Annotated in this window: 20 protein-coding genes and 1 tRNA gene; 6 read left to right on the top strand and 15 right to left on the bottom strand. The window is 39.8% G+C overall.

The genetic code is table 11. From position 1 onward, the window contains the following. Window positions 1-9 precede the first annotated feature (9 nt). Window positions 10-3,030 carry a TonB-dependent receptor domain-containing protein gene (locus tag FHG08_RS01710; RefSeq protein WP_178956646.1) on the bottom strand — a complete coding sequence of 1,007 codons (3,021 nt, stop codon included), beginning with the start codon at window positions 3,028-3,030 and terminating at the stop codon, window positions 10-12. A 322-nt stretch (window positions 3,031-3,352) separates the two neighbouring features. Here FHG08_RS01710 and FHG08_RS01715 point away from each other — a divergent pair, with 322 nt between their 5' ends. Both FHG08_RS01715 and FHG08_RS01720 read left to right on the top strand, forming a co-directional pair. Beyond that, window positions 3,353-5,470 (top strand): winged helix-turn-helix domain-containing protein, encoded by a 2,118-nt coding sequence (locus FHG08_RS01715; RefSeq protein WP_178956647.1) that lies wholly within the window; start codon window positions 3,353-3,355, stop codon window positions 5,468-5,470. A 104-nt stretch (window positions 5,471-5,574) separates the two neighbouring features. Then, window positions 5,575-5,904: a 5-carboxymethyl-2-hydroxymuconate Delta-isomerase gene (locus FHG08_RS01720; protein WP_008114843.1), complete on the top strand. Its 330-nt coding sequence runs from the start codon at window positions 5,575-5,577 to the stop codon at window positions 5,902-5,904. Between the two features lie 84 nt (window positions 5,905-5,988). On the opposite strand, the gene FHG08_RS01725 is transcribed toward FHG08_RS01720, so the two are convergent. From FHG08_RS01725 to FHG08_RS01740, 4 genes are all read right to left on the bottom strand, one after another. Further along, window positions 5,989-7,866, bottom strand: a complete 1,878-nt coding sequence (locus FHG08_RS01725) for a methyl-accepting chemotaxis protein (protein ID WP_178956648.1) — start codon at window positions 7,864-7,866, stop codon at window positions 5,989-5,991. Between the two features lie 258 nt (window positions 7,867-8,124). Continuing rightward, window positions 8,125-8,201: transfer RNA gene (locus FHG08_RS01730), tRNA-Ile, on the bottom strand. A 277-nt stretch (window positions 8,202-8,478) separates the two neighbouring features. After that, window positions 8,479-8,637 carry a YqaE/Pmp3 family membrane protein gene (locus FHG08_RS01735; protein WP_008466367.1) on the bottom strand — a complete coding sequence of 53 codons (159 nt, stop codon included), beginning with the start codon at window positions 8,635-8,637 and terminating at the stop codon, window positions 8,479-8,481. A gap of 65 nt (window positions 8,638-8,702) precedes the next feature. Then, window positions 8,703-9,272 (bottom strand): BON domain-containing protein, encoded by a 570-nt coding sequence (locus tag FHG08_RS01740; RefSeq protein WP_138606577.1) that lies wholly within the window; start codon window positions 9,270-9,272, stop codon window positions 8,703-8,705. A 313-nt stretch (window positions 9,273-9,585) separates the two neighbouring features. Between FHG08_RS01740 and FHG08_RS01745 the strand changes: the two genes are divergently transcribed. Continuing rightward, the gene (locus tag FHG08_RS01745) at window positions 9,586-10,251 is read left to right on the top strand and encodes a LiaF domain-containing protein (RefSeq protein WP_178956649.1); all 666 of its coding nucleotides are present in this window, start codon (window positions 9,586-9,588) and stop codon (window positions 10,249-10,251) included. A gap of 46 nt (window positions 10,252-10,297) precedes the next feature. Here the strand turns inward: FHG08_RS01745 and FHG08_RS01750 are convergent, their stop codons facing one another. Further along, window positions 10,298-10,714, bottom strand: a complete 417-nt coding sequence (locus FHG08_RS01750) for a VOC family protein (protein ID WP_178956650.1) — start codon at window positions 10,712-10,714, stop codon at window positions 10,298-10,300. A 236-nt stretch (window positions 10,715-10,950) separates the two neighbouring features. Here FHG08_RS01750 and suhB point away from each other — a divergent pair, with 236 nt between their 5' ends. Next, window positions 10,951-11,754 carry an inositol-1-monophosphatase gene (gene suhB, locus FHG08_RS01755; RefSeq protein ID WP_054202669.1) on the top strand — a complete coding sequence of 268 codons (804 nt, stop codon included), beginning with the start codon at window positions 10,951-10,953 and terminating at the stop codon, window positions 11,752-11,754. 50 nt (window positions 11,755-11,804) lie between these two features. Here the strand turns inward: suhB and FHG08_RS01760 are convergent, their stop codons facing one another. The 6 genes from FHG08_RS01760 to queA all read right to left on the bottom strand — a co-directional run bounded on the left by FHG08_RS01760 (window position 11,805) and on the right by queA (window position 19,221). Then, window positions 11,805-13,592 (bottom strand): bifunctional diguanylate cyclase/phosphodiesterase, encoded by a 1,788-nt coding sequence (locus tag FHG08_RS01760; protein ID WP_138606583.1) that lies wholly within the window; start codon window positions 13,590-13,592, stop codon window positions 11,805-11,807. A 132-nt stretch (window positions 13,593-13,724) separates the two neighbouring features. Beyond that, entirely contained in the window at window positions 13,725-14,672 is a 948-nt protein-coding gene (gene secF / locus FHG08_RS01765; protein WP_178956651.1) for a protein translocase subunit SecF, read from the bottom strand. 9 nt (window positions 14,673-14,681) lie between these two features. Beyond that, window positions 14,682-16,541 carry a protein translocase subunit SecD gene (secD, locus tag FHG08_RS01770; protein WP_010391748.1) on the bottom strand — a complete coding sequence of 620 codons (1,860 nt, stop codon included), beginning with the start codon at window positions 16,539-16,541 and terminating at the stop codon, window positions 14,682-14,684. Window positions 16,542-16,560: 19 nt separating this feature from the next. After that, a complete protein-coding gene (yajC, locus tag FHG08_RS01775; RefSeq protein WP_010391747.1) occupies window positions 16,561-16,896 on the bottom strand; it encodes a preprotein translocase subunit YajC in 336 nt (111 codons plus the stop codon). Between the two features lie 26 nt (window positions 16,897-16,922). Then, window positions 16,923-18,050, bottom strand: coding sequence for a tRNA guanosine(34) transglycosylase Tgt (gene tgt / locus FHG08_RS01780; protein WP_054202633.1), 1,128 nt, complete (start codon window positions 18,048-18,050; stop codon window positions 16,923-16,925). A gap of 139 nt (window positions 18,051-18,189) precedes the next feature. Then, entirely contained in the window at window positions 18,190-19,221 is a 1,032-nt protein-coding gene (gene queA, locus FHG08_RS01785) for a tRNA preQ1(34) S-adenosylmethionine ribosyltransferase-isomerase QueA (protein ID WP_138606589.1), read from the bottom strand. Between the two features lie 256 nt (window positions 19,222-19,477). On the opposite strand from queA, the gene FHG08_RS01790 reads away from it, so the two are divergent. Together FHG08_RS01790 and FHG08_RS01795 are read left to right on the top strand one after the other, a co-directional pair. Beyond that, on the top strand, window positions 19,478-22,009 hold the full coding sequence (locus FHG08_RS01790) for an EAL domain-containing protein (protein WP_178956652.1): 2,532 nt from the start codon (window positions 19,478-19,480) through the stop codon (window positions 22,007-22,009). Between the two features lie 187 nt (window positions 22,010-22,196). Continuing rightward, a complete protein-coding gene (locus FHG08_RS01795) occupies window positions 22,197-22,400 on the top strand; it encodes a hypothetical protein (RefSeq protein ID WP_010391740.1) in 204 nt (67 codons plus the stop codon). A gap of 45 nt (window positions 22,401-22,445) precedes the next feature. Here FHG08_RS01795 and FHG08_RS01800 read toward each other — a convergent pair whose 3' ends face one another. The 3 genes from FHG08_RS01800 to FHG08_RS01810 all read right to left on the bottom strand — a co-directional run bounded on the left by FHG08_RS01800 (window position 22,446) and on the right by FHG08_RS01810 (window position 25,427). Beyond that, window positions 22,446-23,363, bottom strand: a complete 918-nt coding sequence (locus FHG08_RS01800; RefSeq protein ID WP_010391738.1) for a hydrogen peroxide-inducible genes activator — start codon at window positions 23,361-23,363, stop codon at window positions 22,446-22,448. Between the two features lie 81 nt (window positions 23,364-23,444). Next, on the bottom strand, window positions 23,445-24,713 hold the full coding sequence (locus FHG08_RS01805; RefSeq protein ID WP_138606597.1) for an inorganic phosphate transporter: 1,269 nt from the start codon (window positions 24,711-24,713) through the stop codon (window positions 23,445-23,447). 39 nt (window positions 24,714-24,752) lie between these two features. Beyond that, entirely contained in the window at window positions 24,753-25,427 is a 675-nt protein-coding gene (locus tag FHG08_RS01810) for a TIGR00153 family protein (protein WP_008114817.1), read from the bottom strand. Window positions 25,428-25,451: the final 24 nt, after the last annotated feature.

The raw sequence follows: 25,451 nt of genomic DNA on the forward strand, positions 1-25,451 counted from the left end.
TAAAAATTATTAAAAGCTATATTGTGCACCTAGATAAACATAGCGGCCTGCACCGCCGCCGTAACGGCTATAGAAGTTCCCTCGACCACTTGGGTAAAATGCCCCTTTGTCGTCAAATACATTATTAATCCCGCCAAATACACGTAAGTCACTCTTATCAGTCAATGCCATAGTGTAAGACGCTGATAAACTATGCTTTAAAAATGAGCCGTAGTTTTGGTATGCCAGTGGCTCAGGGTTAGCAATACAACCGGCATCGCCCTCAGCACAGCGCTCATCATTTGCAGCAACATACTCAAGGTAGTCTTTCTCATCTTCTTGGCTTGCTTTAAATGCGCCTACGTAATTCGTACGCCAGCGGATACGTAAGTCATCCATTTTCCATACAATCGACATAGCGGCTTTATCTTTTGAACGGCCATAACCTGCATACTGTGAAGTAACACTGTTACCATCTAACCCTTCATAGGTTTGTGAGTTTTCAATAATGTGATTGTAATCAAGCTTAAATGACAGGTTACCATAGCTGCCTATGTCATATTTGTAAGTTGCAACTACATCGTAACCGCGCGCTGTTAACTCATCTAAGTTATATTCACGCTGTAGTATTTTTACAATGTTACCTTCGTCGTTACGGGTAATATCGTTACAGTATTCGTTATCACTACCCCATGACGCTTCTGAGTCATAACATTCACGCATGATGTTTTCGTTACTTATTTCATCAATTGCATCAACAATGGCAATGTCGTAGTAATCAACCGCTAAGTTAAAGCCATCTAAAAACTCAGGTGAAACAGTAATACCAAAGGTATAGGTATCGGCTGTTTCTTCTTTTAAGTTTGGATTACCCGTATTTGGTGAATAGTTATTGTCTTCACTTTCAAATTCAAAGTCAGGATCATCAGCCAGCTTTTGTGCCAAGGTTGGCTCTAAACGGCAGTTATCGTGCCCTGGGTTTGTTGATGCTGCCGTTAAGCCATCACAAATATCATCAAATGAATCAAAATCGCCACGAGGAGGTGACAATAGCTCTGTAATAGTTGGGGCACGCTGTGCACGCGCATAGTTAGCACGTAGCATGTATCCATCAATTGGCTGCCACAATAATCCTAACTTATAACTGGCTACGGTGCTGATATTATCAATACTGTAATTTGCTAAACGCAACGATGTTTCTGCCGATAAGCTTTTAGCAAATGGCGCATCTTTAAGCAGTGGCACTGCAAGCTCTGCAAACGCCTCATACACTTCTACTTCACCATAAAAAGAAGGCACAACGTTAAACGTAATACCGCCCGCTTTCATATCATCACTGGTATCTAGGCTTTGCGAGTCTTTACGATACTCTGCGCCAAATACTGCAGACACATTGCCTGCTGGTAATTCATATAAATCACCGGTGATATAACCCATTACCGTATACTGTTGAATCTTCGTATCAATAATTGGATTTGTACGGATCCAGTCAGCCATTTCAGGGGTAATAGACCCTTCACCAAATAAATTAAGTGGGACACATCCTTGCGCTCGCGCTTCGGCGTCTTTACATTGAATAGTGCCATCGGCTAGCTTTTCAGCTTGCAGGGCTTGGTTAACACGTACCGTGTTTAACTCGTTACTGCGGATTTGATGCTGTTTAAATTGACCATATCCGGCAGAAATATCCCAATCCCATGTATCATCAAACATCATACCTTGCAGGCCAGCCCAGGTACGAATAGTCGTACGGTCGTTATCAGTGCTGATATTACCTACTTCACCAAAACGGCGATCCCAATAAATACGGTCTTTGTATGGGTTACTGTCAATAATTTCTTGTGGCACATATGGGTTATCAATAGGAATATAACCTGGCGCAATATCATCGATAGGATCCCCTGTCACTGGGTCGTAGCGAGGTACGTAAGCCCCTTCGTATTCATCTTCTGGTGACTTATCGTTGAACGAGCCACTCTTACTGTATTGAATTTGGAAATAACTCATGATGTCGTCTGTTACATCATAATCGACTTTTATTGCAGTCGAAAAGTTATCACTCGGCACATCAAGCATGACGTATTGCTGTGAATTAATACCATAAATTTCTTCATTGCCTTTCCAATCATCACGTAGCGTTTGACCGTCGTACCAAAACTGAGTGTCGTTATTATTATTCTCTAAAAATACACCACCTAAGGTACCATCGCTTTTGCTTGCCCAATCAGCTTGTGTAATACCGCTCATACACTGATAGCCATCAGCAGTGTACATTTGATTACACATCAGCTCATCATCGTAACTATGCGCCGCTTCTATTTGCGCTCGGTCGCGATCGTAAAAGGTCATACCAAAATCACGATCCCAGTTTGAGCTAACAAATACATAACCGCGATCATCAGCAAATGACGTTCCGTAGTTTAAATCAAGCGTAAACTCGCGACCGCCACCATCTGTTGTTTCACCGCCTCGGGCTTGAAATTCAAAACCTTCTTTTTTTGACTGGGTAATAATATTAACTACACCAGCAACCGCATCAGCACCATAAGTGGCCGATGCACCACCACTGATAATTTCAACGCGCTCTACCATGCCACTAGGAATAGTATTTAAACTGACATAATTACCACCGTAACTATTAGAGACAACACGGCGGCCATCAATCAATGTCAGCGTTCTATTAGCGCCTAAATCACGAAGCTGGACTGTTGATAAACCAGTACCCGAAATGCTTGATTGGCTGGTTGTGTTACCAATACTTTGGCTCAGTGCAGGCATATTATCGATTAATACATCTGAAAGATTGCCTAAGCCTGTATCCTGAATTGATGCTCTGTCCATGGTAACCAGCGGAGTCGTAACTGAAAAGCTATCACGCTTTAAACGCGAGCCTGTTACTGTTATTTTCTCTGGTACTTCTTGTACCACTTCTTCGCTTGCTTTAGCGGTTGATTGACGAGCAATAGCCTCGTCATTTGCTATTGCATGTCCAGATAAACTCGCTGTTATAGCCAGTGCTAAAGCGCATTTTTTGGTTGATATTTTACTCACAGACTTCCCTCATTTTTTATTATCCCATTAGTAGCTTTTTTATTAACTTTTTAGTTATTAAATCTGTTTTGTACTAATTGGTTTGTTTTACTAATAACAGGTTGTAAGTAATCGTGAATAAAAGCACAATGAGAGGTGTCTCGTTTATATCCCTATTTTACATCTATTTAATATCTATTTATTTATAATCATGGACTTATATTTATTGTGTTAGAATGTTGTAAAATTGAATATTAACTAATTATCGTGTTACTTTGCATTAAACAACACGTACAAACATCGCTAATAACTCATACTAGGAAGAGGTTTAAATACACATACTATGAATACTCAACAGCCTTTTTCAATTGGAAATTGCCAAATATCGGCGTTTGAAAATAAGCTGTTTTGTGCTGATAAAGCCTGTATTTTACAACCTAAATTTATAGAGCTGCTGACCTACTTAGTAGCGTGTTATCCAAATGCGGTGAGTCGCGAACAACTAATCGAAAACGTATGGGATGGTAATCAATATGTGGGTGAGAAAGCGCTCACTAATGCCATATGGCACCTTCGTAAAAGCTTTAAAGAGCTTGACCCCGACAACACCTACATAGAAACACTGCGTAAAACAGGTTATCGCTTAGTGCAAAAACCGATAATGCCAAACGCGCAGAACAGTATTAATACATCCTCTACTCGCCCTAAATATATTTTCGCTGTAGTCATGGCTATCGTGGTCTTGTTATTCGCTGGTGTCTGGGGTTATAGCGCTTTTAGCGATGAAAATAAGCCACTTGCGCTATCGCAACAAGCAGAGCGGTTATACGATCATGTTGAAACCATTACCACCAGCCCAGGACGAGAGTTGTTCCCCGCTATATCCAGCGACAGTCATTTTTTAGCATATTCTTGGCGCCGCCCTGGTCATAAAGCTAATTTATACTTGCGTGATTTACATTTACCCGAACAAGCAGCCATCGCTCTTACCGACACCCCATTCATTGAAGGTCGAGCGGTATTTAGCCCCGACTTAACTTTTATTTATTATTATCGCCGCATCTCTGGTCAAGGCTGCGAGGTTATTCAGCAAAATATTGCCTCAGGAAATACCACGATTTTAGGGAAGTGTGGTAACAAAGCGAGTACCGATATAGACATAAATGCCCCGGGCACACAACTGGTTTATATTAGTGAAGATCAAACAAATACTCTGACTCAACTTAACCTTGTTGATTTAACCTCATCGCCATACACAGTTACTCAGATACCTTGTATTTCAGCATGCCAATATACCGATGAGTCGGTTGTATTCTCCCCAGATGCAACTCAACTTGTAGTATCGCGTAACTTACCAACGGGGCTTGAAGAACTATTTTTAATAGACATAAAAACAGGTAATGCAAAGCAACTAACCACTGGGTTCATTGATATGAGAGGCGTTGATTGGCACCCCTCTAAAGCGCAACTCGTTTTTTCTGGTGTGAAAAAAGGTAAACGCCAAGGGTACTTTTACAACCTTAAAACACAACAAATGATTAATGCCCGCATAGATGGCTTAAGCTACCCAGAATTTGCCAGTGATGGCAGTTTGTATTTTCATCAGTGGAATATAGACTCGGCTTTAATGCGTTTAGAGGTTAATAATGCGGTTGCAAGCTCTCCTTTCCCAGTATTATCGAGCCATTTTAGTACCCGCTTTCCTAATTACAATAAAACCAGAAACAAACTCGCGTTTGTCTCTAATGAGTCGGGCTCAATGGAATTGTGGACCGCAAAAAAAGACGGTACGTCTCGAAAGCAGCTCACTAATCTCAATGCCAATATTTACAACCCGGTATGGTCGCCAGATGGTGATTATATTGTTTTTGTTGCCTCGCATCCTAGTGGTCATGCGTTATACCTGTATGACTTTAATAAACAAACCAGTCGATTATTACCTACGGGCTTTAGCGATCATGGTAAACCGAGCTGGGCTGCAGATAGTAAAAGCGTATTAGTTTCTGATGATCAGCACGTGTATCGCTTAGACTTAAGCACTAATAAGCTTATACAAGCTGTAGAGGCTCCCACGCTATACGCTTATGAAAACAAGCAAGGCGCTTTAATTTTTGCCAACCAAGCAACCAATCAACTATGGATCAAAGGCCCTAAAAGCCAAACTGAGCAACTACTGGTTAGCGATATTAATTTATCAAATCATAATTCGTGGTATTTTTTTGAAGGCGATACCTTAGCGACATCACGTATTTACTATTTTAATGTAAAACAAGGTGATTACCGATTAAGTTATTACGACCTCTCAAAAAAAGATCACCATGATGTAATAAAGCTTCCTGAGCGCGCATTTAGCCGTACTTCTGGCTTAACTTATATTACGAGTGCAAACTGGCTGGTGTACTCTTCGTATAAGTCACCACAAATTGATATAAAACGTATCAACCATCAATATTTGCCATAAGGGTAACAGCTTAAACCAAATTTAAAAAATTAAGCTTCCTAGGGTTAGCGCGTACAAACCCGTTTGGTATAATTAAACAAACCAATCTTAAGAGGATACGCTAAATGCCACACATTATTATTGAACACTCAGAAGATCTGCCTTTATTGCCTCAGGTTCTAGTGGAAAAAATCCACACAACAACATTTGAAAGTGGCTTATTTGATTTAGAAACAATAAAAACTCGTGCTATTGCGTATCAACATTACCAATTAGGTGTGGGTAAAGAGGGGTTTATTCATATTGCAGTACATATTATGGCTGGGCGCTCTATTGAGCAAAAACAAAAACTAAGTGAGCAGTTACTAGCGTGCCTACAAACATATTGTAGAGCTTCTGATAGCTTAAGCGTTAATATTTACGAAATGAATCACGAGATTTATCGTAAAAATTAACCGCTGTTAAAACATCATAGTTATAGGCAAGTGCTCTATAACTATGATGGTATCCCCGCTCTGCTAATTTTTATAAAACCGCGGTTAAAGCGTAAACTTACCTAGTAAATCCCTTAAAATATTCGACTCTTTATTTAAGCCACTACAAAGCTGCTCTGACTTTTTCATATTTTCTTTGGTTTGCTCTGCCGAGTCGGAAATCATCACAATATTTTGGCTAATTTCTGAGGTTGCTAACGTTTGCTCTCTCGTTGCGGTAGCCACTGAGTTATTTAACTCGCTTAACAGTACAATTTCCTGTGAAATACCATTTAATGTATGGCCTGTTTCTTTTAATCGCTCGGCATTTTCTAAGGTGTTTTTGCTACCCAATTCAATCGCAGTTACCGTGCTTGAAGCTTTAGCATTTAACGAAGCAATCATCTCATTAATTTGCTCTGTAGACTCCGCAGTACGCTGTGCAAGCGTTCTCACTTCATCAGCAACTACTGCAAAGCCACGCCCTTGCTCGCCAGCTCTCGCCGCTTCAATTGCCGCATTTAACGCCAATAAGTTAGTTTGCTCAGAAATCCCTTTAATAACATCCAATACATGAGAAATTGATTTAATCTCTGTCGAGAGCTCTAACACTGAGGCCACAGAATTGGCCATCGATGCTTCCAGCTGCTCCATTTGTTTAATTGTGCTTTGCACAAAATCAACGCCTTTATGTGTAGTCTCTTCGGTTTTAGTAGCAATATCTGCCGCATTGCTGGCACTGCCAGAAATATCTTGAACCGTAACTTCCATCTCATTAACCGCTGCCGCCACCGTTTGTGTACTCGATGACTGTACCTCAGCTAAATTAGCCGCTCCTTGTACTTGCTCAAGTACATCTTGGGAAATACCTTTAACATGAATTGCCGACTCAGAAACCTGTTTAAACATATAATGTAACTGCTCTAAAAACAGATTAAACTTAATCGCTAAATCGGAAATTTCATTATTATCGTCAGTAGGAAGTCGCGCCGTTAAATCGCCATCTTTTTCTGTTAACGCATTCACTGCTGCAGTAATGCTTTCGATTGGCCTAAATATTTGCCCTACCAACACGCGTGCTAACGCTAAACCTACAAGCGCAATAATTACACCAAAAATGATATTAGTACTAATAGCGCTATTAATTGGGCCATATAATTGCTCTTGGGGAATTTCAGCGACTAAGTGCCAGCCTAATGAGTTTACTGGCGTACTTGAAACAACATAGTCATCACCATCAATTACTTTACTTTGAATTGCCCCATTTTTAATCGGCGCCAAGTCAACTGATTGACCTATTTTAGTTTTATCACCATGCAGCATAATCTCGCCACTACCAGAGGCCAAATAAACTATACCGCCCTCACCTATTCTATATTCGCTTATGAGATCCACCATAGAATCGAGCGAACGGCCTATTCCGGCAATTCCTTGTCGTTGCCCATCAAACTCAATGGCATAATTAATAAATACCATTACCTCAGAGCTGCCTTTATCTATGTCGAGCGCAACTTCAAATGGCCTATCCGATGCTAAAAAAAAATCAAACCAAGTATCACTGCTGTCTATTTGTCTGGAAATACCCTCATCGGTGTAATAGTTGCGGGAGTTTTTAGAAATAATAAATGCGTTACTGGCTTGGTTTTTATTTTTTATATGTTTGAGGTAATCAATAAATTTTCCACGGCTTTGCGCATCTTCATTATTATTCATCCATTGTTGAACAAATAAGTTTTGCGCTATTTCCTTGCCTACAATAATGGGTGTCGAAAGCTCCAATTCAATTTGGCTTTTCACTTCACTAAGCGCTGTAGGTAGATCTACTTTAGCTAGCTTTTCTTCTGTATTTGAGCGAATACTATTGGAAAATATTAGAGTAGATATTGCTAAAGGAGCAACAACAGCCAGAATAAGACTGAGGTATACTTTTCGTTTCAATAACATAGAGCACCTAAGAAGTAACTAAGCGAAATTTTATATACTGCACACAATTAACAGTAGCGATATTAAAGGTTATTAAGTAAAAATTTTTATAATAAAACCCCATAACACTTTAATAGTAGATTCAACTGTGTTTATTGCAATGTATTCAATAGAATTAATACAAAAATCAGTGCACTGGTAAAAATACGATAGAAATAACAAAAATGAATTTATAAACTAGGAAAATGAGTTTCTATTTACTTGAAAGGCTTTGAAAAGTGGTGGCCCCTCCCAGACTCGAACTGGGGACCTAACGATTATGAGTCGTGTGCTCTAACCAACTGAGCTAAGGGGCCATTTTTGTATAACTGTAAACAGTTAATTTTTGAAGCGTTTAGCCACAGAGCGACTAAAGCGGGTTGCAGTATAAAAAGTTTTTAGGGGCTTGTCACTAGCAAAAAGCTTTATTTTAACAATCAAGGGGCTAACTGCTCAAATAGTAGGCTTTTAGATTTATTGATGGTGACTTCGAGGAAACGAACTCATTAAATAATAGTAGTCTGAGTAACTAATACACATACCTTACGATGGCAATTAGCAACTCAGTATTAAATGTATTACTGCGATATGGCGTTATTTTTTGGCGATAATATAAATCGCATGAATTAGTCCTGGGAAATAGCCGAGCAAGGTTAGCAAAATATTTAACCAAAAGTGCATCCCTAACCCCACCTGTAAAAATACACCCAGTGGTGGTAATAAAATAGAAAAAATAATTCTGATGATATCCATAATTTAATCCTTATAATGTTAGCAAAGCAAAAAGCCCAGCAGGGCTGGGCTTTTAGTATAGTGTATTATTCTGCAATAACAGTTAATTCATCAACTACTTCGCGAACATCTTCTGCGTTTTTAGCAATTTCCATCGCTAATTGCTTTTCAGCATCAGACTCAACTGAACCTTTAAGAGTTACTACACCATTATCGGTATCAACATCAATGTCTGTACCACCTACTTCAGAATCAAATAAGTAACGCGTTGTGATAACTGTTGTGATTTTGGCATCGGTCAAATCACTTTCCGTGTCGTTACCCATCATTTTAGAATCATGCTTCTTCATGTCGGTGTTTTTTACCACAGTTAGACTGTTTTCAACGTCAGTTACACCATCTAGGCTTAGCACGAGTTCTTCAGCAAGCTCTTTATCTACGTCGCTGTTTACTTTACCTGTTAGCATTACCTTGCCGTTTTTTACGTCCGTGTTGATATCAAAGTTGTTTAGATTGGTGTTCATCAGCAGTACTGTTTCTGCCTTTCCATCAATCCAAGCATCTTTGCTTTCGTTTTCCCAACTGCTTGCTTGAGCGCCCATTGCGGTTGTTCCTAATACTAGGGCTGCAATCATAGACTTATTAAATGTTTTCATAATCGTTCTCCATTTGATTAAAGACACTTTAACTAATGCGAACATCGGGCCAATGTTTTTTACGCATTAATTTCAATGACTTAGTCAAAACAAGCCAATGCTGACTTAAACCTACAAAGTAAACATTTACAGACCATTGCGTAAAACTTTCTCGAATAGCGAAACTTACTAAATAATTGTATATTTGGTTAATCTGTCGTTAATATAATAAAAAACGAAGAAACAAAAAACATAAAGCACTGATTTTAAATAAATTAATATTTGGTATAAGGCTTGCTCTGAAATAGCCAGCAACCTTAAAAGGATAATTTAAATGTCTGTTAAAATTGAAGACCGCCCTATCGAGCAAGTTCGTGAGCAAGTAATTGATCAACTCATTTATAATTACAGCCATGGTGTCATTTCTGTAGAAGCATTTGAAAGGCGCTTAGACGATGCAATGGCAGCGAGTAACAATAACGCGCTTATGGCCCTTGTTGAAGATTTAACCTTAAATACTGATCAGCAATATAAGGCGCAAAAGCACTCGCAGTTTTCACCTAACTATGGTGCGCAGCATAAGGGGAGTGAAGAGCCACTCACATTAAGAAGCATTCTTGGCTCAAGTGAACGAAGCGGCCAATGGGTCGTTCCTCAAAAAATTTATATAGAAAACTACATGGGGTCAATCAATCTTGATTTTACGGATGCTATTTTTACCCACCAACATGTCACTATTCACGTTAATTGTTACCTCGGCAGCGAAGAAATATATGTACCTGAGCACGTTAATGTAGTTTCTAAAATGTTTTGTATTTTAGGCAGTTTTGAAAATAAAACAGTTTCACTCAATAAACGCCAAGGGCCAACGATTCAAATTGAAGGAAAAACTGTTTTAGGCTCTGTGGAAGTTAAAGTTAAACGCACTATTAAAGAAAAATTTATTAGCTTTGCAAATGATCTGAAAACTCAACTTGGCATGAATGGTAAACATTATTAAATATGCTAAACATTTAATGAAGCCAAAATTGTTGGCTTCATTCATATTATAAGTCGTTATTTCGCTCACTAGGTACATCACTCATGTACTCTACAAACTCAACCTCAAACCCTGCGGGATCAATATAATAAATGTTCTTTCTAAATGGATTTACAGCGCCTTGCTTACTTATTTCAAAGCCCGCATGCTTTAGGCGCGCTATTACTGCATTTAAGTTATTGGTTATATAAGCAAAGTGTGCCAAACCAATTTGATGCCCTGATAAGTCACGGTTTTTCCCTTCACCGTGATCACTTATAGCAATATATTGATCGTTATCACCAAAATGTACCCAGCGCCTTGCTTTACCATACCAGGTTCCTTCTCCCTCACTTCTAATTGACCAATAGGGAAACGCTGCTTGGTAAAACTTAAGCATGGCGTTTATATCACTGACAACTAAATTTACGTGTTCTAATTTCATAATTTTCTTCCTGTTAATTGAATATAGAACATCATAAAACCTCAAGCTCACTTTAGGTAAAGCGCTAATTTACAAATTTATTGCTTGTTTTTATTTCAATAAATATATCGAAAGATCATAGCTGTACAAAAAACACTCATAAGTATTTAGGCTTTATGGTTTACTTTATGGCAAAAACCGCTAAAATACGCCGGCTTAAATATATAAACGTTCTTTTACAACCCAAAGGTAATACCATGCATCCAATGTTAAACATTGCGGTTCGCGCTGCGCGTAACGCAGGCAAACTTATTCTTCGTGCAAGTGAAGACTTATCAAAAGTTGAAGTGCAACAAAAAGGCACCAATGATTTAGTTACTAACATTGATAAAGAAGCCGAAGCCGTAATTCGTGACACTATTTTACGTTCTTACCCTGATCACTGCATAGTTGGTGAAGAGTTAGGCGAACACAAAGGTAAGGATGCTGATTACCAATGGATTGTTGACCCACTTGATGGCACAACTAACTTCATCAAGGGTATCCCTCATTTCGCAGTATCTATTGCACTTAAAGTTAAAGGTCGTTTAGACCAAGCCGTAATTTACGATCCAATTCGTGGCGAGCTTTTCACTGCTTCTCGCGGTCAAGGCGCACAGTTAAACAGCAAACGTTTACGTGTATCTAAAACTGTTGAACTTGCTGGTTCTGTTCTTGCTACAGGCTTTCCTTTCAAACAAAAGCATCACTTAGATGCATACTCTGAAGCGTTTAAAGCGTTATTTGTTCACACGGCTGATATTCGTCGTGCAGGCTCTGCTTCGCTAGATATGGCGTATGTTGCAGCAGGTCGTGTTGATGGCTTCTTTGAAATTGGTTTAAAACCTTGGGATACAGCAGCAGGCGAGCTATTAGTTAAAGAAGCTGGCGGCATGATTGTTGATTTTGCTGGCGGTAATAACTACAACGTGAGCGGTAACGTAATCTGTGGTGCACCTAAGCTAACACAGGCGATTGTTCGCGAAATGCGCCCAGTATTATCTGAGTCGTTATTACGTTAATCGTAATTACGTACTAAAAAAAGGAGCCTAGGCTCCTTTTTTGCTTTTTGTTAGCCACTTTTTTTACTATTGGATAAACGTACAATAGCGGGAGCAGGCCTTCTTCGATTACATATAAATAAGTAGCTGTGACGATAACGTTTTGCTTCTTTTTTAGCATCTGTCGCTAATGCCGCTACTTGATGACTATTTTTACACTGCTGCAGATCAGGCTCAACTAAACCTATCGATAATGTAAGTAAAGGTACAAACTGCTTTTCGCCCTCTCGATTAGTTGCCCAATACCCTTTTCCAGCAATATGCTCTGGCGTAAAAAACACGCGTGACTGTAGTTCAAATTGCGAGATAATAGTATTACAAATCTCCACCGCATCTTTTTTTTCAAACACCACCATAAAGTCATCGCCGCCAATATGCCCGACAAAATTAGCGCTGTGCGCACACGCTTTTACAGTCACATCGGCCAGAAGTTTTATTACGCTATCCCCACTGGCATAGCCATACAAATCGTTAAATTGTTTAAAGTGATTTAAATCGATGTAGGCTAGTGAAAATGGCTGTTTATGTTGCAGACGCTGCTCTATTACCTCACTAATTGCTACATTACCCGGTAACATGGTCAAAGGGTTAGCATGTTGAGCGTGGCGGATTTTTTCTGCTGTAATGTGCTTTAGTATGTCTCTGAGCGGTGCCAAGCCTAAATATTTATTGTTGCAGGTGATAACAATATGGCGACGAATATCAAAGTCTTGCTCTGTTATTTGCTGGGAGACAATATCAAGCATTTGATTTTCATCAACCACCAAAGGTTGTTTATCCATTAACTCAGTGACTTCACATTTATCATAAAGTGCATGCCCATAAGGCGCGGCAAACACTTCTGTTAGCTGATCTTTGTGTAACAGCCCTATTGGCTGCTGACTGCTATTTAATACCGGTAAGCTGATTATGCTTTTGTCTTGCTCAAAAAGTGCATGAGCTTCTTTACAACGCGTATGACTGCTAATAGCAGGCTGAGCAACAGCAAGCACACCTATTGCCATTGATTGTTCAAACTTTGAGGCGGCTTGGGTCGAAGTGAGCGATTGTAACTGTTTACAGTTGTAGTCATAACTTGGCTGTTGACTCGGTCTTTCTAACAAGAACCCCTGAACATGACTTATGCCTATACTTTTAACTAAATCTAGCTCTTCGGAACGTTCGATTCCCTCTGCAATCACCGCTGTATTTGTTGCCCGTGCTAACACCATAATTGATTTTAGAAATTCTTTTTTAACTTCGCTTTGATCGCAATGATCAATAAAGTAACGATCAATTTTTACAATATCTGGGCATAACTGCGACCATTGCTTTAGTCCTGAATAACCTGCACCGAGATCGTCAATAGCAATAGTAAAGCCTAGCTCTCGATAATGAGCGATGGTTTTTAACAGTAAAAAGCCATCATCTACTTTTTCTTGTTCAGTTACTTCAATCACCACTCGATTGGCAGCAAGACCAAACTGTTCAATTAAATGTAAGGTTTCGCCTTTAGGGTGGCTCGGATCGAGTAGAATTTTTGGGCTGACATTTAAAAATAACTTCCCTTGCAGACTGAGTTTTACAAAATTTTCAATGGCGCGAGAACGGCATAAAAGCTCAAGCTCTGAAATCAATTGGTATTTATGAGCCGCTTCGAATAGCTTATTTGGCATGGCTAATGGACCATTTTTAGGGCCACGGCTAAGCGCTTCATACCCAATAATAGATTGCTTAGCTATATCGAAGATAGGTTGGAACAAGGTTGTTATTGCTCCTTGTTGTAAAATTGATTCTAAGACTTGTCGTTGCTCAGTCACTACTAGCTCAAATAAAAATTTAATAAGAGCAATAAAATACCAACTGAGTATGACTATTATGTGACTTATATAGGAGGCAATAAAAAACCGCTCACTAGGAGCGGTTTTGTTTTAAGAATAATTTAATCTCAATTAAGGTATTGGATCTAAATCAGCGCCTTCTTTTTCAATCACTTCTGGTATTAAATCTTCTTTACTTACGCCCATGGCAATAGCCACCGAGCTGGCAACGTAAACTGAAGAGTAAGTACCAATAAACACACCAAATAGTAGTGCAGTAGCAAAGCCATGAATGGTTTGACCGCCCCATACAAATAACGCAATCAGTACTAAAATAGTAGTGATTGAGGTTACTAAGGTACGGTTAAGTGTTTGCGTAAGCGAGATATCAATAATTTCAATCGTGTCGTCAATGCGCACTTTGCGGAAGTTTTCACGAATACGGTCTGATACAACAATGGTATCGTTTAGTGAGTAACCTATCACGGCAAGTATTGCTGCCAAAATAGTTAAGTCAAACTCTAAACCAAGCACCGAGAATAAACCAATCGTAATGATTACATCGTGTAAAAGCGCGCCAACTGCGCCCACAGCAAAACGCCATTCAAAGCGAAACGCCACATAAATTAAGATACAAATAAGTGCAGTTAACATGGCAAGGCCACCCTGCTCTTTTAAGTCTTCACCTACGCTTGGACCTACAAACTCAATGCGGCGCATTACTACGCTATCATCAGCTTGTTTAAGGGCAGCAATTACTTGGTTACCAATTACTTCTGCTTTTACATCATCACCGCGAGGGGCTAAACGGACCAGTATTTCTTGGCTTGAGCCAAAAAGCTGTACCGATGCATCAGCAAAATCATTTTCAGCTAGTACATTACGTACTTTTTTCAGATCGGCTGGTTGCGAAAACCCCACCTCAACCGCTGTACCGCCGGTAAAATCTAAGCCGAAATTTAAGCCTTTAACAAAAAGTGACGTCAGCGACGCTATAATTAATAGCGTAGAAAAGCCCATTGCCACTTTTCGAAGAGACATGAAACGAAGGGTTTTTCCGCCCAATCTTAAAATTTGCATGTCTGCTCCTTAAATTGAAAGTTTATCAACACGTTTACCGCCAATAAATAGGTTGATAACCGCACGGGTACCTATAATTGCTGTAAACATAGAGGTTAAAATACCAATTGCTAGGGTTACCGCAAAACCAGCAACAGGACCGGTACCAACAGCAAACAAGATAATCGCCGCAATTAATGTGGTGATATTGGCATCAAAAATAGTACTAAAGGCGCTATCATAACCAAAATGAACTGCTTGTTGAGGGCTGCGGCCATCGGCTAGCTCTTCACGAATACGTTCAAATATAAGTACGTTCGCATCAACTGCCATACCAACAGTCAGTACAATACCAGCTATACCCGGTAAGGTAAGCGTTGCACCAGGAATTAATGACATAACACCAATAATAAGTACTAAGTTGGCAGCCAGTGCAATATTCGCAACAAGGCCAAAACCTTTGTAGTAAATAAGCATAAAGGCCAGTACAAACGCAAAGCCAAGAGCTACAGCGGTCATACCTGCTTCAATGTTTTCTTGACCTAGGCTTGGCCCAACCGTACGTTCTTCTACAATTTGAATAGGCGCAACCAGTGCACCCGCACGTAGTAGTAAACTTAAGTTATGTGCTTCAGCTGGGTTATCAATACCGGTAATGCGGAATGAACGGTCAAGACGCGCTTGAATGGTTGCTACGTTAATAACTTCTTCCACTTTAATTGGCGGAAGTGCTTTACCGTCACTGTCTTTTTTACCTGATGGCTTGTATTCAATAAACACGGTAGCCATACGTTTACCGATAGCACGCTTGGTAAAGGCATTCATTTTTGCCCCACCTTTACTATCGAGTTTAATGCTTACTTGTGGACGCTGGTACTCATCTGCACCTGACTGCGCACCAGTAATATGGCTGCCTTCAAGAATAATGCGTTTTTTTAGTACCACAGGATAACCATCACGGCTCATGATCATTTCAGTACCCGGTGGGATACGACCTTGAGCAGCGGCGCTTATGTCAGCATTTTCGTCAACCTCACGAAACTCAAGCGTTGCCGTAGCACCTAAAATTTCTTTAGCGCGAGCGGTATCTTGAATCCCTGGTAATTGCACAATAATACGTTCAGCACCTTGACGCTGTACGTTTGGCTCTGCAACCCCAATTTGGTTGATACGGTTACGAATAATAGTTTCGTTTTGCTTGATAGCATAGTCACGAATTTCTTTTAGCTTTAGCTCACTCATAGTGGCAAAGAATGCGTTATCGTTACTGCTATCATCAATGTAAACGTTTAATGGGTAACGGCTTTCTAAAAAGCGCTCTGCAGCGTCTTTATCTTCTTCGTTACGCATTTCTACACGCATGCGCTCAGAACCAGCTACGCGGCGCACACTCCGATAACGTAGTTTTTCTTCACGCAGGTCGCTACGGAAATCTTGCTCCATCTGCTCTAACTGATTATCCACCGCAGTGACCATATCGATTTCCATGGTGAAATGTACACCACCACTTAAATCTAGGCCTAACTTCATAGGATTACCGCCCAGCGACTTTAACCAAGCCGGTTGTGCAGGAGCCATATTAATCGCTGAGATATAATCGTTACTTAGCGAGTTACGCAGTAAGTCTTGTGCTTTTAGTTGGTCTTCAACATTTTTAAAACGAACAAGAATTTGCCCATCTTCAAGCTTTGTCGATTTAGCGCTTACGTTGTCTTTTTTGAGGATTGCGTTTACTTTGTCTACAACACTGAGGTCAACATCGGTGCCTTTAGCGCCAGAAACCTGTATGGCCGGATCGCGGCCATACAGGTTTGGTGAAGCATATAAAAGGCCAATGGCTAACACAGCTAAAACAAGTAAATACTTCCAAATTGGAAACTTGTTTAACACGGGGTCGTCCTTATTATTTTTATAGCGACTTCATTGTGCCTTTAGGCAATACAGCAGATACTGCTGATTTTTGTACTGTTACTTCTGCTTGCTCATTTAATGAGATCACGATGAAGTCTTTATCTTCAGCAATTTTTACGATTTTACCCACTAAACCACCTTGGGTTAGCACTTCATCGCCTTTTGCCATCGCACTCATTAAGCTTTTATGCTCTTTTACGCGCTTTGCTTGCGGGCGGTAAATTAAAAAGTAAAAAACCAAACCAAAAATCGCTAACATAATTAGCATTTCCATACCACCGCCTGCTGCAGGTGCACCAGCGCTTGCATGCGCGTTTGAAATAAATAAACTCATAATACTTCCTCTTTAATTTTTAAATTTTAATTTGTTGTATCAGCTAGCTCTGGCACTTCTTGGCCTCGGCGAGCGTAAAAATCGTGGACAAATGTCTCTAGTTGACCTTCGCTAATAGCATTACGCAAACCTTCCATAACACGTTGATAGTATCGTAAGTTATGGATAGTGTTTAGTCGTGCACCCAAAATTTCGTTACATTTGTCTAAATGATGCAAGTAGGCGCGCGAATAATTTTTACAGGTATGGCAATCACACTCTGGATCAAGTGGACCCGTATCTGTTTTATGCACTGCGTTACGGATTTTAATGGTACCCGTTGTAATAAATAAGTGACCATTACGTGCATTACGCGTTGGCATTACACAGTCAAACATATCAATACCACGACGAACCGACTCAACTAAGTCTTCTGGCTTGCCTACACCCATTAAATAACGTGGTTTGTTTTCTGGCATTTTATAAGCACAATGATCAAGAATATTAATCATTTCATTTTTAGGTTCACCAACCGATAAACCACCAAGTGCATAGCCATCAAAACCAATCTCTTCAAGGCCCGCTTGTGATTGTGCACGAAGCTCAGGATACATACCGCCTTGAATAATACCAAACAATGCTGACGGGTTGTCGCCATGCCCTTCTTTTGAGCGCTTAGCCCAACGAAGAGAAAGCTCCATAGAGTCTTTGGCTTCTTTTTCAGTGGCAGGATATGGCGTACATTCGTCAAATATCATCACGATATCTGAGCCAAGATCACGCTGCACTTCCATTGATTTCTCTGGCGACATCATAATTTGATCACCATTAACTGGCGATTGGAACATTACGCCTTCTTCAGTGATTTTACGCATTGCGCCAAGGCTAAATACTTGGAAACCGCCTGAGTCAGTAAGAATTGGGAAGTCCCAGTTCATAAAATCGTGTAAATCACCATGCTGTTTGATGATTTCAGTACCTGGACGCAACATTAAGTGAAATGTATTGCCTAAACAGATTTGTGCACCCGTTGCTTTAACTTCATCAGGTGTCATGCCTTTAACCGTGCCATAAGTGCCTACAGGCATAAACGCTGGTGTTTCTATTACACCTCGGTCAAAAATCAAGCGACCGCGGCGTGCTTTGCCATCGGTGCAGTCTAATTCAAATTTCATAATATCCTCTGTGTCGGAAAAACAGTCCAACAAGCTATAATTTAACCGCTCGATTCTACCCTTTTTACCACCCTATTACTATTAGCAGTGATAAATTCACTGTGCTTAGGAGTAAAATAAAAACCGATAACGCTGTAAATTATTTACGGGTCAAAAACATCGCATCGCCATAGCTAAAAAAGCGATACTGTTGTTCAATCGCAGTATTGTAAGCACCCATAATATTGTCTTGCCCTGCAAAGGCACTGACCAGCATAATTAGGGTTGATTCAGGTAAATGGAAGTTGGTGACCATGGCATCAACAACGTTAAATTGATAACCTGGGAAAATAAAAATATCGGTATCACCAAAGTAAGTATCTAACTTGCCGCCATGTATTTTTGCTGCCGACTCTAGTGAGCGAACTGAAGTTGTACCTACCGCAATCACACGCCCGCCTTTAGCTTTAGTGTTTGCAACCGCATCCACCACAGCTTGCGGTACTTCAATATATTCAGAGTGCATGATGTGCTCATCAACACTTTCAACCCTAACTGGCTGGAATGTACCTGCACCAACATGCAAGGTAACAAACGCCATTTGTACGCCTTTATTTTCAAGCGCAGCCATGAGTTTATCGTCAAAATGAAGGCCTGCGGTTGGTGCAGCTACGGCGCCTGGCTTTTCACCATATACTGTTTGGTATCGCTCTCGGTCCGCTTCATTATCTGGGCGATCAATGTAAGGAGGAAGCGGCATATGGCCAACATCATTTAAAATGTCGAGCACATTTTCACTGCGGTCAAACTCAAGCTCAAATAACGTATCGTGGCGTGCCACCATAATGGCTTTTGCTTTGCCCTCTAAAATGAGTACATTGCCCGGTTTTGGCGATTTACTAGCACGAATGTGCGCAAGAACCCGGTGTTCGTCTAATACACGCTCTACCAGCACCTCAACCTTACCTCCTGATTCTTTTTGACCAAACATACGCGCAGGTATTACTTTGGTGTTGTTAAAAACCAATAAGTCGTTTTCGTTAACCAGTTCAAGAATGTCACTAAATATTTTATGCTCAACAGCACCGCTCGGCCCGTCTAAGCTTAATAAACGGCTACTAGTTCTGTCTGCTTTTGGAAAACGAGCAATTAATTCATCAGGTAAGTCAAAGCTAAAATCAGCTACGCGCATTGTTAGAATTCCACATCATTTAAAATCGCGCCAAGTGTATATCTATACTTAAACAACCACAAGGTACGTGCTAAATTACACTATAATGGTATTGCTCAATAAACTTATTTATTAAATTAAGTCAATTATTACTACAAATAGATTTAAGATTGATCGTTAGATTTAAGGCCGCTCTATAATAAATACGCTTGTTCTTAGCACTAAATATCATTACTCTTATAGTTTTACGATCTGCATTTCTCGGAGTGGTACCTAAGTGGCAAAACAGCTTAAATTGCTAATATTAAATGCAAGTAATGATGAGCGCCAGACTATACGTGCCACGCTGGAGAGGCTTAGTGTGTTTGAGTTTATTGAAGCCTCAGACAGCCAAGATGCGTTAAAAATCTTAAAGAACCAAAGCGTAAATATAATCATAACCGGATTAGATGTAGGTAAAATTGATGGCTGGCGGTTTTCACGTATGATCCGCTCTGGTTTACTTAACACGCCGAAAAATACGCCTATTTTACTTATTCCGCCCATTTATTGTGAGCGTATCGCCGAAACTACCGCACGTAGCTATGGCATAGATGCAGTACTGCCTTTTGAACGCCAAGATATATTGCCGCAAATACTAGCAAATGTGCTGTCGAGTCATTTAGAAAAAAGCAGTCGCTTAAACCTGTTGTTATTAGAACCCTTTACCAGCAGAGCATACGACATGAGTGAACAATTAAAGCTTAACTTTGCAATTACTCATGTTACTAACGAAAAAGCCGCGCTCAGTGCCTATAATCAACAGCCGTTTGCTATCGTGCTACTCGATGCCACTGCAGCACAAGCTGAGAGTTCAAATCAATTAGTAGAAAAGATTTTGCAGCATAACCCTCAGCAAGCCATTGTTACTATTATTGATAAAAACGATGCTGATTACGCTGAGCAGTTATTACTTTCTGGCGTTACCGACTTTATTCGCGCCCCTTACGATCCCTCATTTTTAAATAAAGTCTGTGATCATGCAGCGCGTCGTGAAGATTTTATGGTGAGCTATGCTGAGTTTGCTAACAAAGTGCAGCAATTAAGCATTAGTGAAGTAAAATATCGTGACCTATTTTCAGCGCATCAGCGTATTTTATTGCACCTGAACACGGTTGTACTTGAACTAGACCAACAAGGAAGTATTCGCTTTATAAACCCGGCGTGGGAATCTCTAAGTGGTTTTGGAGTTAAGTCGTCCTTACAACAACCACTCACTGCGTTTTGTACCACAGAATATAAACAGTCATTACAATCAACCATTGATGATATTTTACAAGGTGGCGCGAACAAACAAAAAATAGAAGTTAAACTGAGCCAAAAAAATGGTAACTCAGTGTGGGTAGAATGTCGGCTTCAGTTAATAAAAAATAGCAGCAACAACGCCACTATCACCGCCACACTCGATAACATTCATGAGCGCAAACAAGCAGAGTTGCAATTGCGCCATTTAGCCCTGCATGACACCTTAACAGGGCTACACAATCGTTATTATTTTGACCAACAGCTTAACTATATTTGCCAGAGCGAAAACACCCATACAAATATTGAACACGCGCTTATTTATATTGACCTTGACCACTTTAAAATAATAAACGACAGCAAAGGCCACCAACAAGGTGACATTGTTTTAAAAGAAGTGGCGCAGCTATTTATTGCCAATATTAGTAATGAGCATCTAATCTGCCGTGTCGGTGGCGATGAGTTTGCGGTGATACTTAAAAATACCAATTTATTGGATGCACATTTAATTGCAGAAGGGATTTGTAGTGCCATTGAAGGCAACCAATTTAAATCTGAAGAGCAAATCTATTCAATTAGTTGCTCGATTGGTTTAACCCAAATTACCGCTGATAACTGCGATCCAAATGAATGCTTAAAGCAGTCAGATATTGCGTTATATATTGCTAAAAATTTAGGCCGTAACTTAGTACACTGTTATTCAAAACAAGATGGTGAGAATAATGCGCTGCAAACGGGTTTAGAGTGGGGCCATGGGGTACGTCAAGCACTCCAACAAGACAGTATAGAGCTTCATTATCAACCCATTTGGGATTTTAAAACAAATCAGGTTGCCTACTTTGAAGTACTGCTAAGGTTAAAGCTAGACGACGAACTTATTTACCCTAATCAATTTATTCCCTCATTGGAAATGCTCAACGATACCTTTTTAATGGACCAATGTGTTATTCGTAACAGCATTGCGAGTGTTGCTGCACATCCAGAGCTTCTTCAGATTGCAATAAACTTATCGGCACAATCATTTTTAGATGAACGTTTACTGCCATTAATAGAATCGACCCTTGAGAAGTATCAAGTGTCTCCTGCGAAAATTATTTTTGAAATAACCGAATCGGCCAGTATTAATAATTTAGCGGCGACACGAAAAATGATTGAACGACTAAATAATTTAGGTTGCCACTTTTCAATTGATGACTTTGGCACAGGATTTAGTACCTTTAATTACCTTAAACAATTACCAGCTCAACACGTAAAAATTGACGGCTCCTTTGTACGCGATATGCTTAATGACTCCATTGATTTAGCGCTAGTAAAGGCCATAAATGACATCAGTCGCTCACTAAATAAGCGCTCTGTTGCTGAATATGTAGAAACTGCAGAAGTGTTTTTTGCACTTAAAGAAATTGGTATCGACTATGGGCAAGGCTACTTTATTGCTCGCCCTGTACCAATTGACAAGGTACTGATTGAGTTAGAAAAAATTAAAAACAACCCTATTTTTTATCAAGACACCCTCACGTCACTATAAACATTAATAAACAAATTTAAGCAATTTATTACTTTCAAATTTGCCCATCTAACCTATACTTTGCTTATCGGCAGCACAATGTCATGAAAATTAAGTGATTACCTTGATTTTACGTGACATCTTTATTTCTTATCGTCTAGATGTCTATACTGTTAAAGGTGGACATAGGGGCATGAGGAGGACGTTTATGACGCAACTAATCACGTTATTATTGTTTATACACTTTGCTATTGCGCTTCAATGTTACAAGTATGCCCAGATTAAAGGCTACCCTGTAAAAACCTTCACAGTGCTTGGGCTGGTCCCGTACTTTAATGTTGTTGTATGGGTTTACTTACTATTTTTACCGCCGCTAGAGAGCTACCACAGCCAGCATAAGCAGCCTCTATAATTCCCCGTGTTATTTAGCGTATTAATTAAAATACGCTTTTTTTACCTATTTAAAATCAACACTACACTGCTTTTTCAAAAAGACCTCTAATTGTTGGCTAAACAATTTAAAGTCACGAATGCGCCCTGTTGTTTTACGCCACAATACACCAATATCGCGATAGGCATCACCTTGCGATGGCGTAGCTAGCATGTTTTTGTTTTCTAAAATACCTGCATTAATCGCCATTTGCGGTAAAAACGTCACGCCAAGTTTATACTCAACCATACTCAATAAAGTATGTAAGCTAGCCGCCTCAAAGGGATTTATACAGCTAGAGCGATTTAAATGGCACGCACTGAGCGCATGCCCTGTCATACAATGCTCTCGCTCAAGTAAAAATACACTGGCTTCTGGTAATAAATTAAAGTCTTCAATGCCTTTGGCTGGCGTGTAATCTTTATGGTGCACTAAACTAAAGTGATCTTGTGCTAATACTTGGGTATGAAATTTATCAGTTTCGTAAGGCAGCGCTAATAATGCTAAATCAATTTGCCCATGCTCTAACTTATCAAGCAACTTATCGCTGGTGTCTTCAATCAATACCAACTCTAAATCTACAAATGTTTGCTGACAAAAGTGATACAAAGGCGCTGCAATAAAGCTCGCAATCGTAGGAATAACACCAACCGTTAATGTACCACTAAGCGGTGTTAAAAAGCTTTTAGTTAACTCTTTTAAACTAATAGTATCGTTGATTATTTTTCTTGAACGCTCAACCACCTCTTCACCAATAGTGGTAAACATTAGGCTGCGATTTTCTCGCTCTATAAGCTGACATCCTAAAGTTTCCTCTAGGTTTTGAATCGCAGTACTGAGCGTTGACTGACCAATAAAACAGGCACTTGCTGCTCGGCCAAAATGTTGATGTTGATGTACTGCTAATAAATACTGCAGCTGTTTAATACTAGGGAGATTGGTCATGTTTCTTTCCACAAATAAAAAGACCCCAACACCAAGGGCATTGAGATCTTTTCAAGCTAAAAGTCTTTTAAGTACTTTTTATTAAACCCCAAAGGCGGTTCTTAGTACGTAGAAAATAACAATAGCAAGGGCAGCACCAACTGGCAATGTAATTACCCAAGAAACTACAATATTTCTTATTACACCCATGTTAAGTGCGGCAATCCCACGTGCCATACCTACACCCAACACAGCACCTACTAGGGTTTGTGTGGTTGAAATAGGTAAGCCTGTGCCCGATGCAATAACAACGGTAGAGGCAGCGGCTAATTCAGCAGCAAAACCACGGCTTGGTGTTAAATGAGTAATACCTTCACCAATGGTTTTAATTACTTTTTTGCCTAAAATAGCAAGACCGGCAACAATACCAAAACCACCTAGTGGTAATATCCACCAAGCAATAGCGGCTTTCTTAGCAATTTCACCGTTGTTTTCAACAATGTTTACAACTGCTGCTAGAGGTCCAATTGCATTAGCAACGTCGTTAGAACCATGGGCAAATGCCATACAACAAGCGGTTAGTACCATAAGTACCGCAAATACTTTTTCTACATTGTTAAACTGCATTTCTCTATCCGCTTTAGGATCGATATTTAAACGAGAAATAGCAATTTTACCGATAACAGCAACCAGTACCGCTATACCAATAGAAATAGCAAAACCTTCAACGGTACCTAAATTAATACCAATGTGCTTTAAGCCTTTCTTAATGGTCACTAGTGCCATAATAAAGCCAGCTAAACCCATGTATATTGGGACAAAGCGCTTTGCATTTTTAAGTGGAGCGTCGGTATCAAAAATCAGCTTTTGCGCACTCATAAATATTAAGTAAGCTATGAAACCTGATATCGCCGGCGTTACAATCCAGCTACCTACAATACCAGCAACTTTACCCCATTGAATAGCCTCAGTGCCCACAGCAACAAGAGCAAAACCAATGATCGCGCCAATGATTGAATGAGTAGTCGATACCGGCCAGCCTAAAAAGGAGGCCATTAATAACCAACTGCCCGCGGCAAATAAAGAAGCGATCATACCTAGAACCATCAGTTCAGGAATGTCGGCAAATGGGGCAGCATCAATAATTCCTTTACGAATTGTTGATGTTACTTCACCACCGGCTAAATAAGCACCTGCGAATTCAAAAATCATCGCGATAAAAATCGCTTGTTTAATAGTAAGTGCTTTTGAACCTACTGATGTACCCATCGCGTTGGCAACGTCGTTTGCGCCAATACCATAAGCCATAAAAAAGCCGACTGCTGCGGCAATTAAAATTAATACCGTGCCGTAAGATGCAATGATATCCATTGTGTAACCTTAATCTTTCGTGTTTGAACTGATTTTAAATTAACGAGCTAACATCAGCTCAAGACGTGATCCTACGCGCTCTGCAATATCTGCAAGCTCACCGACCCATTCAATGATTTTGTATAAAAACATCACATCAACTGGATTTAGCTCACTTTCTACTTTACGTAGCTGGCGGCGTATTCTAATTTGCATTTCATCCGTGTCTTGTTCTATGGCATCCAATTCTACGAGCATTTTTTCAACCAGAGTTACTTCCCTGCCTTTAAAGCCCGTTTCTAACAATTCTTCTAATTCATTGATCGCTTTAGATGCTTGTTTAGTTGCATCGACACAACGAGTGACATATGCCAAAAAGTCTTCTTGGATCTCTTTTGGTATGATCATTTCACGACCAATTACACGCCCAGCAATATCTTTTGCTTTGTTAGCAATTTTGTCTTGTTGGGTTACTAATTCGAGCAGATCTGTACGCTCTACTGGCATAAATAGCCCGCCAGGTAGTTGTAAACGTATAGTTCTTTTCATTTCATCAGCTTCACGTTCTAAATTACGAATGGTTAAACGTAGCTCTTCTGCTTGTTGCCACTCTTCTTTAAAAACATGATTAAAAAAAGGTATCAAACTTTCGCTAGCTTGATGAGCCTTCCTGATGTGTTCTTCTATTGGTTTTATAGGGGATTTAGCAAAAACACCTAAAAAATTTGTTGGCATAACTGACCCTTTAATCAATTCAAT

Origin of the sequence: Pseudoalteromonas sp. Scap03, assembly GCF_013393115.1 — a bacterium.
GTDB lineage: Bacteria > Pseudomonadota > Gammaproteobacteria > Enterobacterales > Alteromonadaceae > Pseudoalteromonas.

What these genes read in the sequence shown, in the direction of transcription:
- FHG08_RS01735 (WP_008466367.1), bottom strand. Translation starts at nt 8,637, where the DNA reads ATGGATATCATCAGAATTATTTTTTCTATTTTATTACCACCACTGGGT.
- FHG08_RS01720 (WP_008114843.1), top strand. Translation starts at nt 5,575, where the DNA reads ATGCCACACATTATTATTGAACACTCAGAAGATCTGCCTTTATTGCCT.
- tgt (WP_054202633.1), bottom strand. Translation starts at nt 18,050, where the DNA reads ATGAAATTTGAATTAGACTGCACCGATGGCAAAGCACGCCGCGGTCGC.
- FHG08_RS01805 (WP_138606597.1), bottom strand. Translation starts at nt 24,713, where the DNA reads ATGGATATCATTGCATCTTACGGCACGGTATTAATTTTAATTGCCGCA.
- FHG08_RS01810 (WP_008114817.1), bottom strand. Translation starts at nt 25,427, where the DNA reads ATGCCAACAAATTTTTTAGGTGTTTTTGCTAAATCCCCTATAAAACCA.
- FHG08_RS01745 (WP_178956649.1), top strand. Translation starts at nt 9,586, where the DNA reads ATGTCTGTTAAAATTGAAGACCGCCCTATCGAGCAAGTTCGTGAGCAA.
- secF (WP_178956651.1), bottom strand. Translation starts at nt 14,672, where the DNA reads ATGCAAATTTTAAGATTGGGCGGAAAAACCCTTCGTTTCATGTCTCTT.
- FHG08_RS01795 (WP_010391740.1), top strand. Translation starts at nt 22,197, where the DNA reads ATGACGCAACTAATCACGTTATTATTGTTTATACACTTTGCTATTGCG.
- suhB (WP_054202669.1), top strand. Translation starts at nt 10,951, where the DNA reads ATGCATCCAATGTTAAACATTGCGGTTCGCGCTGCGCGTAACGCAGGC.
- FHG08_RS01800 (WP_010391738.1), bottom strand. Translation starts at nt 23,363, where the DNA reads ATGACCAATCTCCCTAGTATTAAACAGCTGCAGTATTTATTAGCAGTA.
- FHG08_RS01715 (WP_178956647.1), top strand. Translation starts at nt 3,353, where the DNA reads ATGAATACTCAACAGCCTTTTTCAATTGGAAATTGCCAAATATCGGCG.
- FHG08_RS01740 (WP_138606577.1), bottom strand. Translation starts at nt 9,272, where the DNA reads ATGAAAACATTTAATAAGTCTATGATTGCAGCCCTAGTATTAGGAACA.
- queA (WP_138606589.1), bottom strand. Translation starts at nt 19,221, where the DNA reads ATGCGCGTAGCTGATTTTAGCTTTGACTTACCTGATGAATTAATTGCT.
- yajC (WP_010391747.1), bottom strand. Translation starts at nt 16,896, where the DNA reads ATGAGTTTATTTATTTCAAACGCGCATGCAAGCGCTGGTGCACCTGCA.
- FHG08_RS01750 (WP_178956650.1), bottom strand. Translation starts at nt 10,714, where the DNA reads ATGAAATTAGAACACGTAAATTTAGTTGTCAGTGATATAAACGCCATG.
- FHG08_RS01725 (WP_178956648.1), bottom strand. Translation starts at nt 7,866, where the DNA reads ATGTTATTGAAACGAAAAGTATACCTCAGTCTTATTCTGGCTGTTGTT.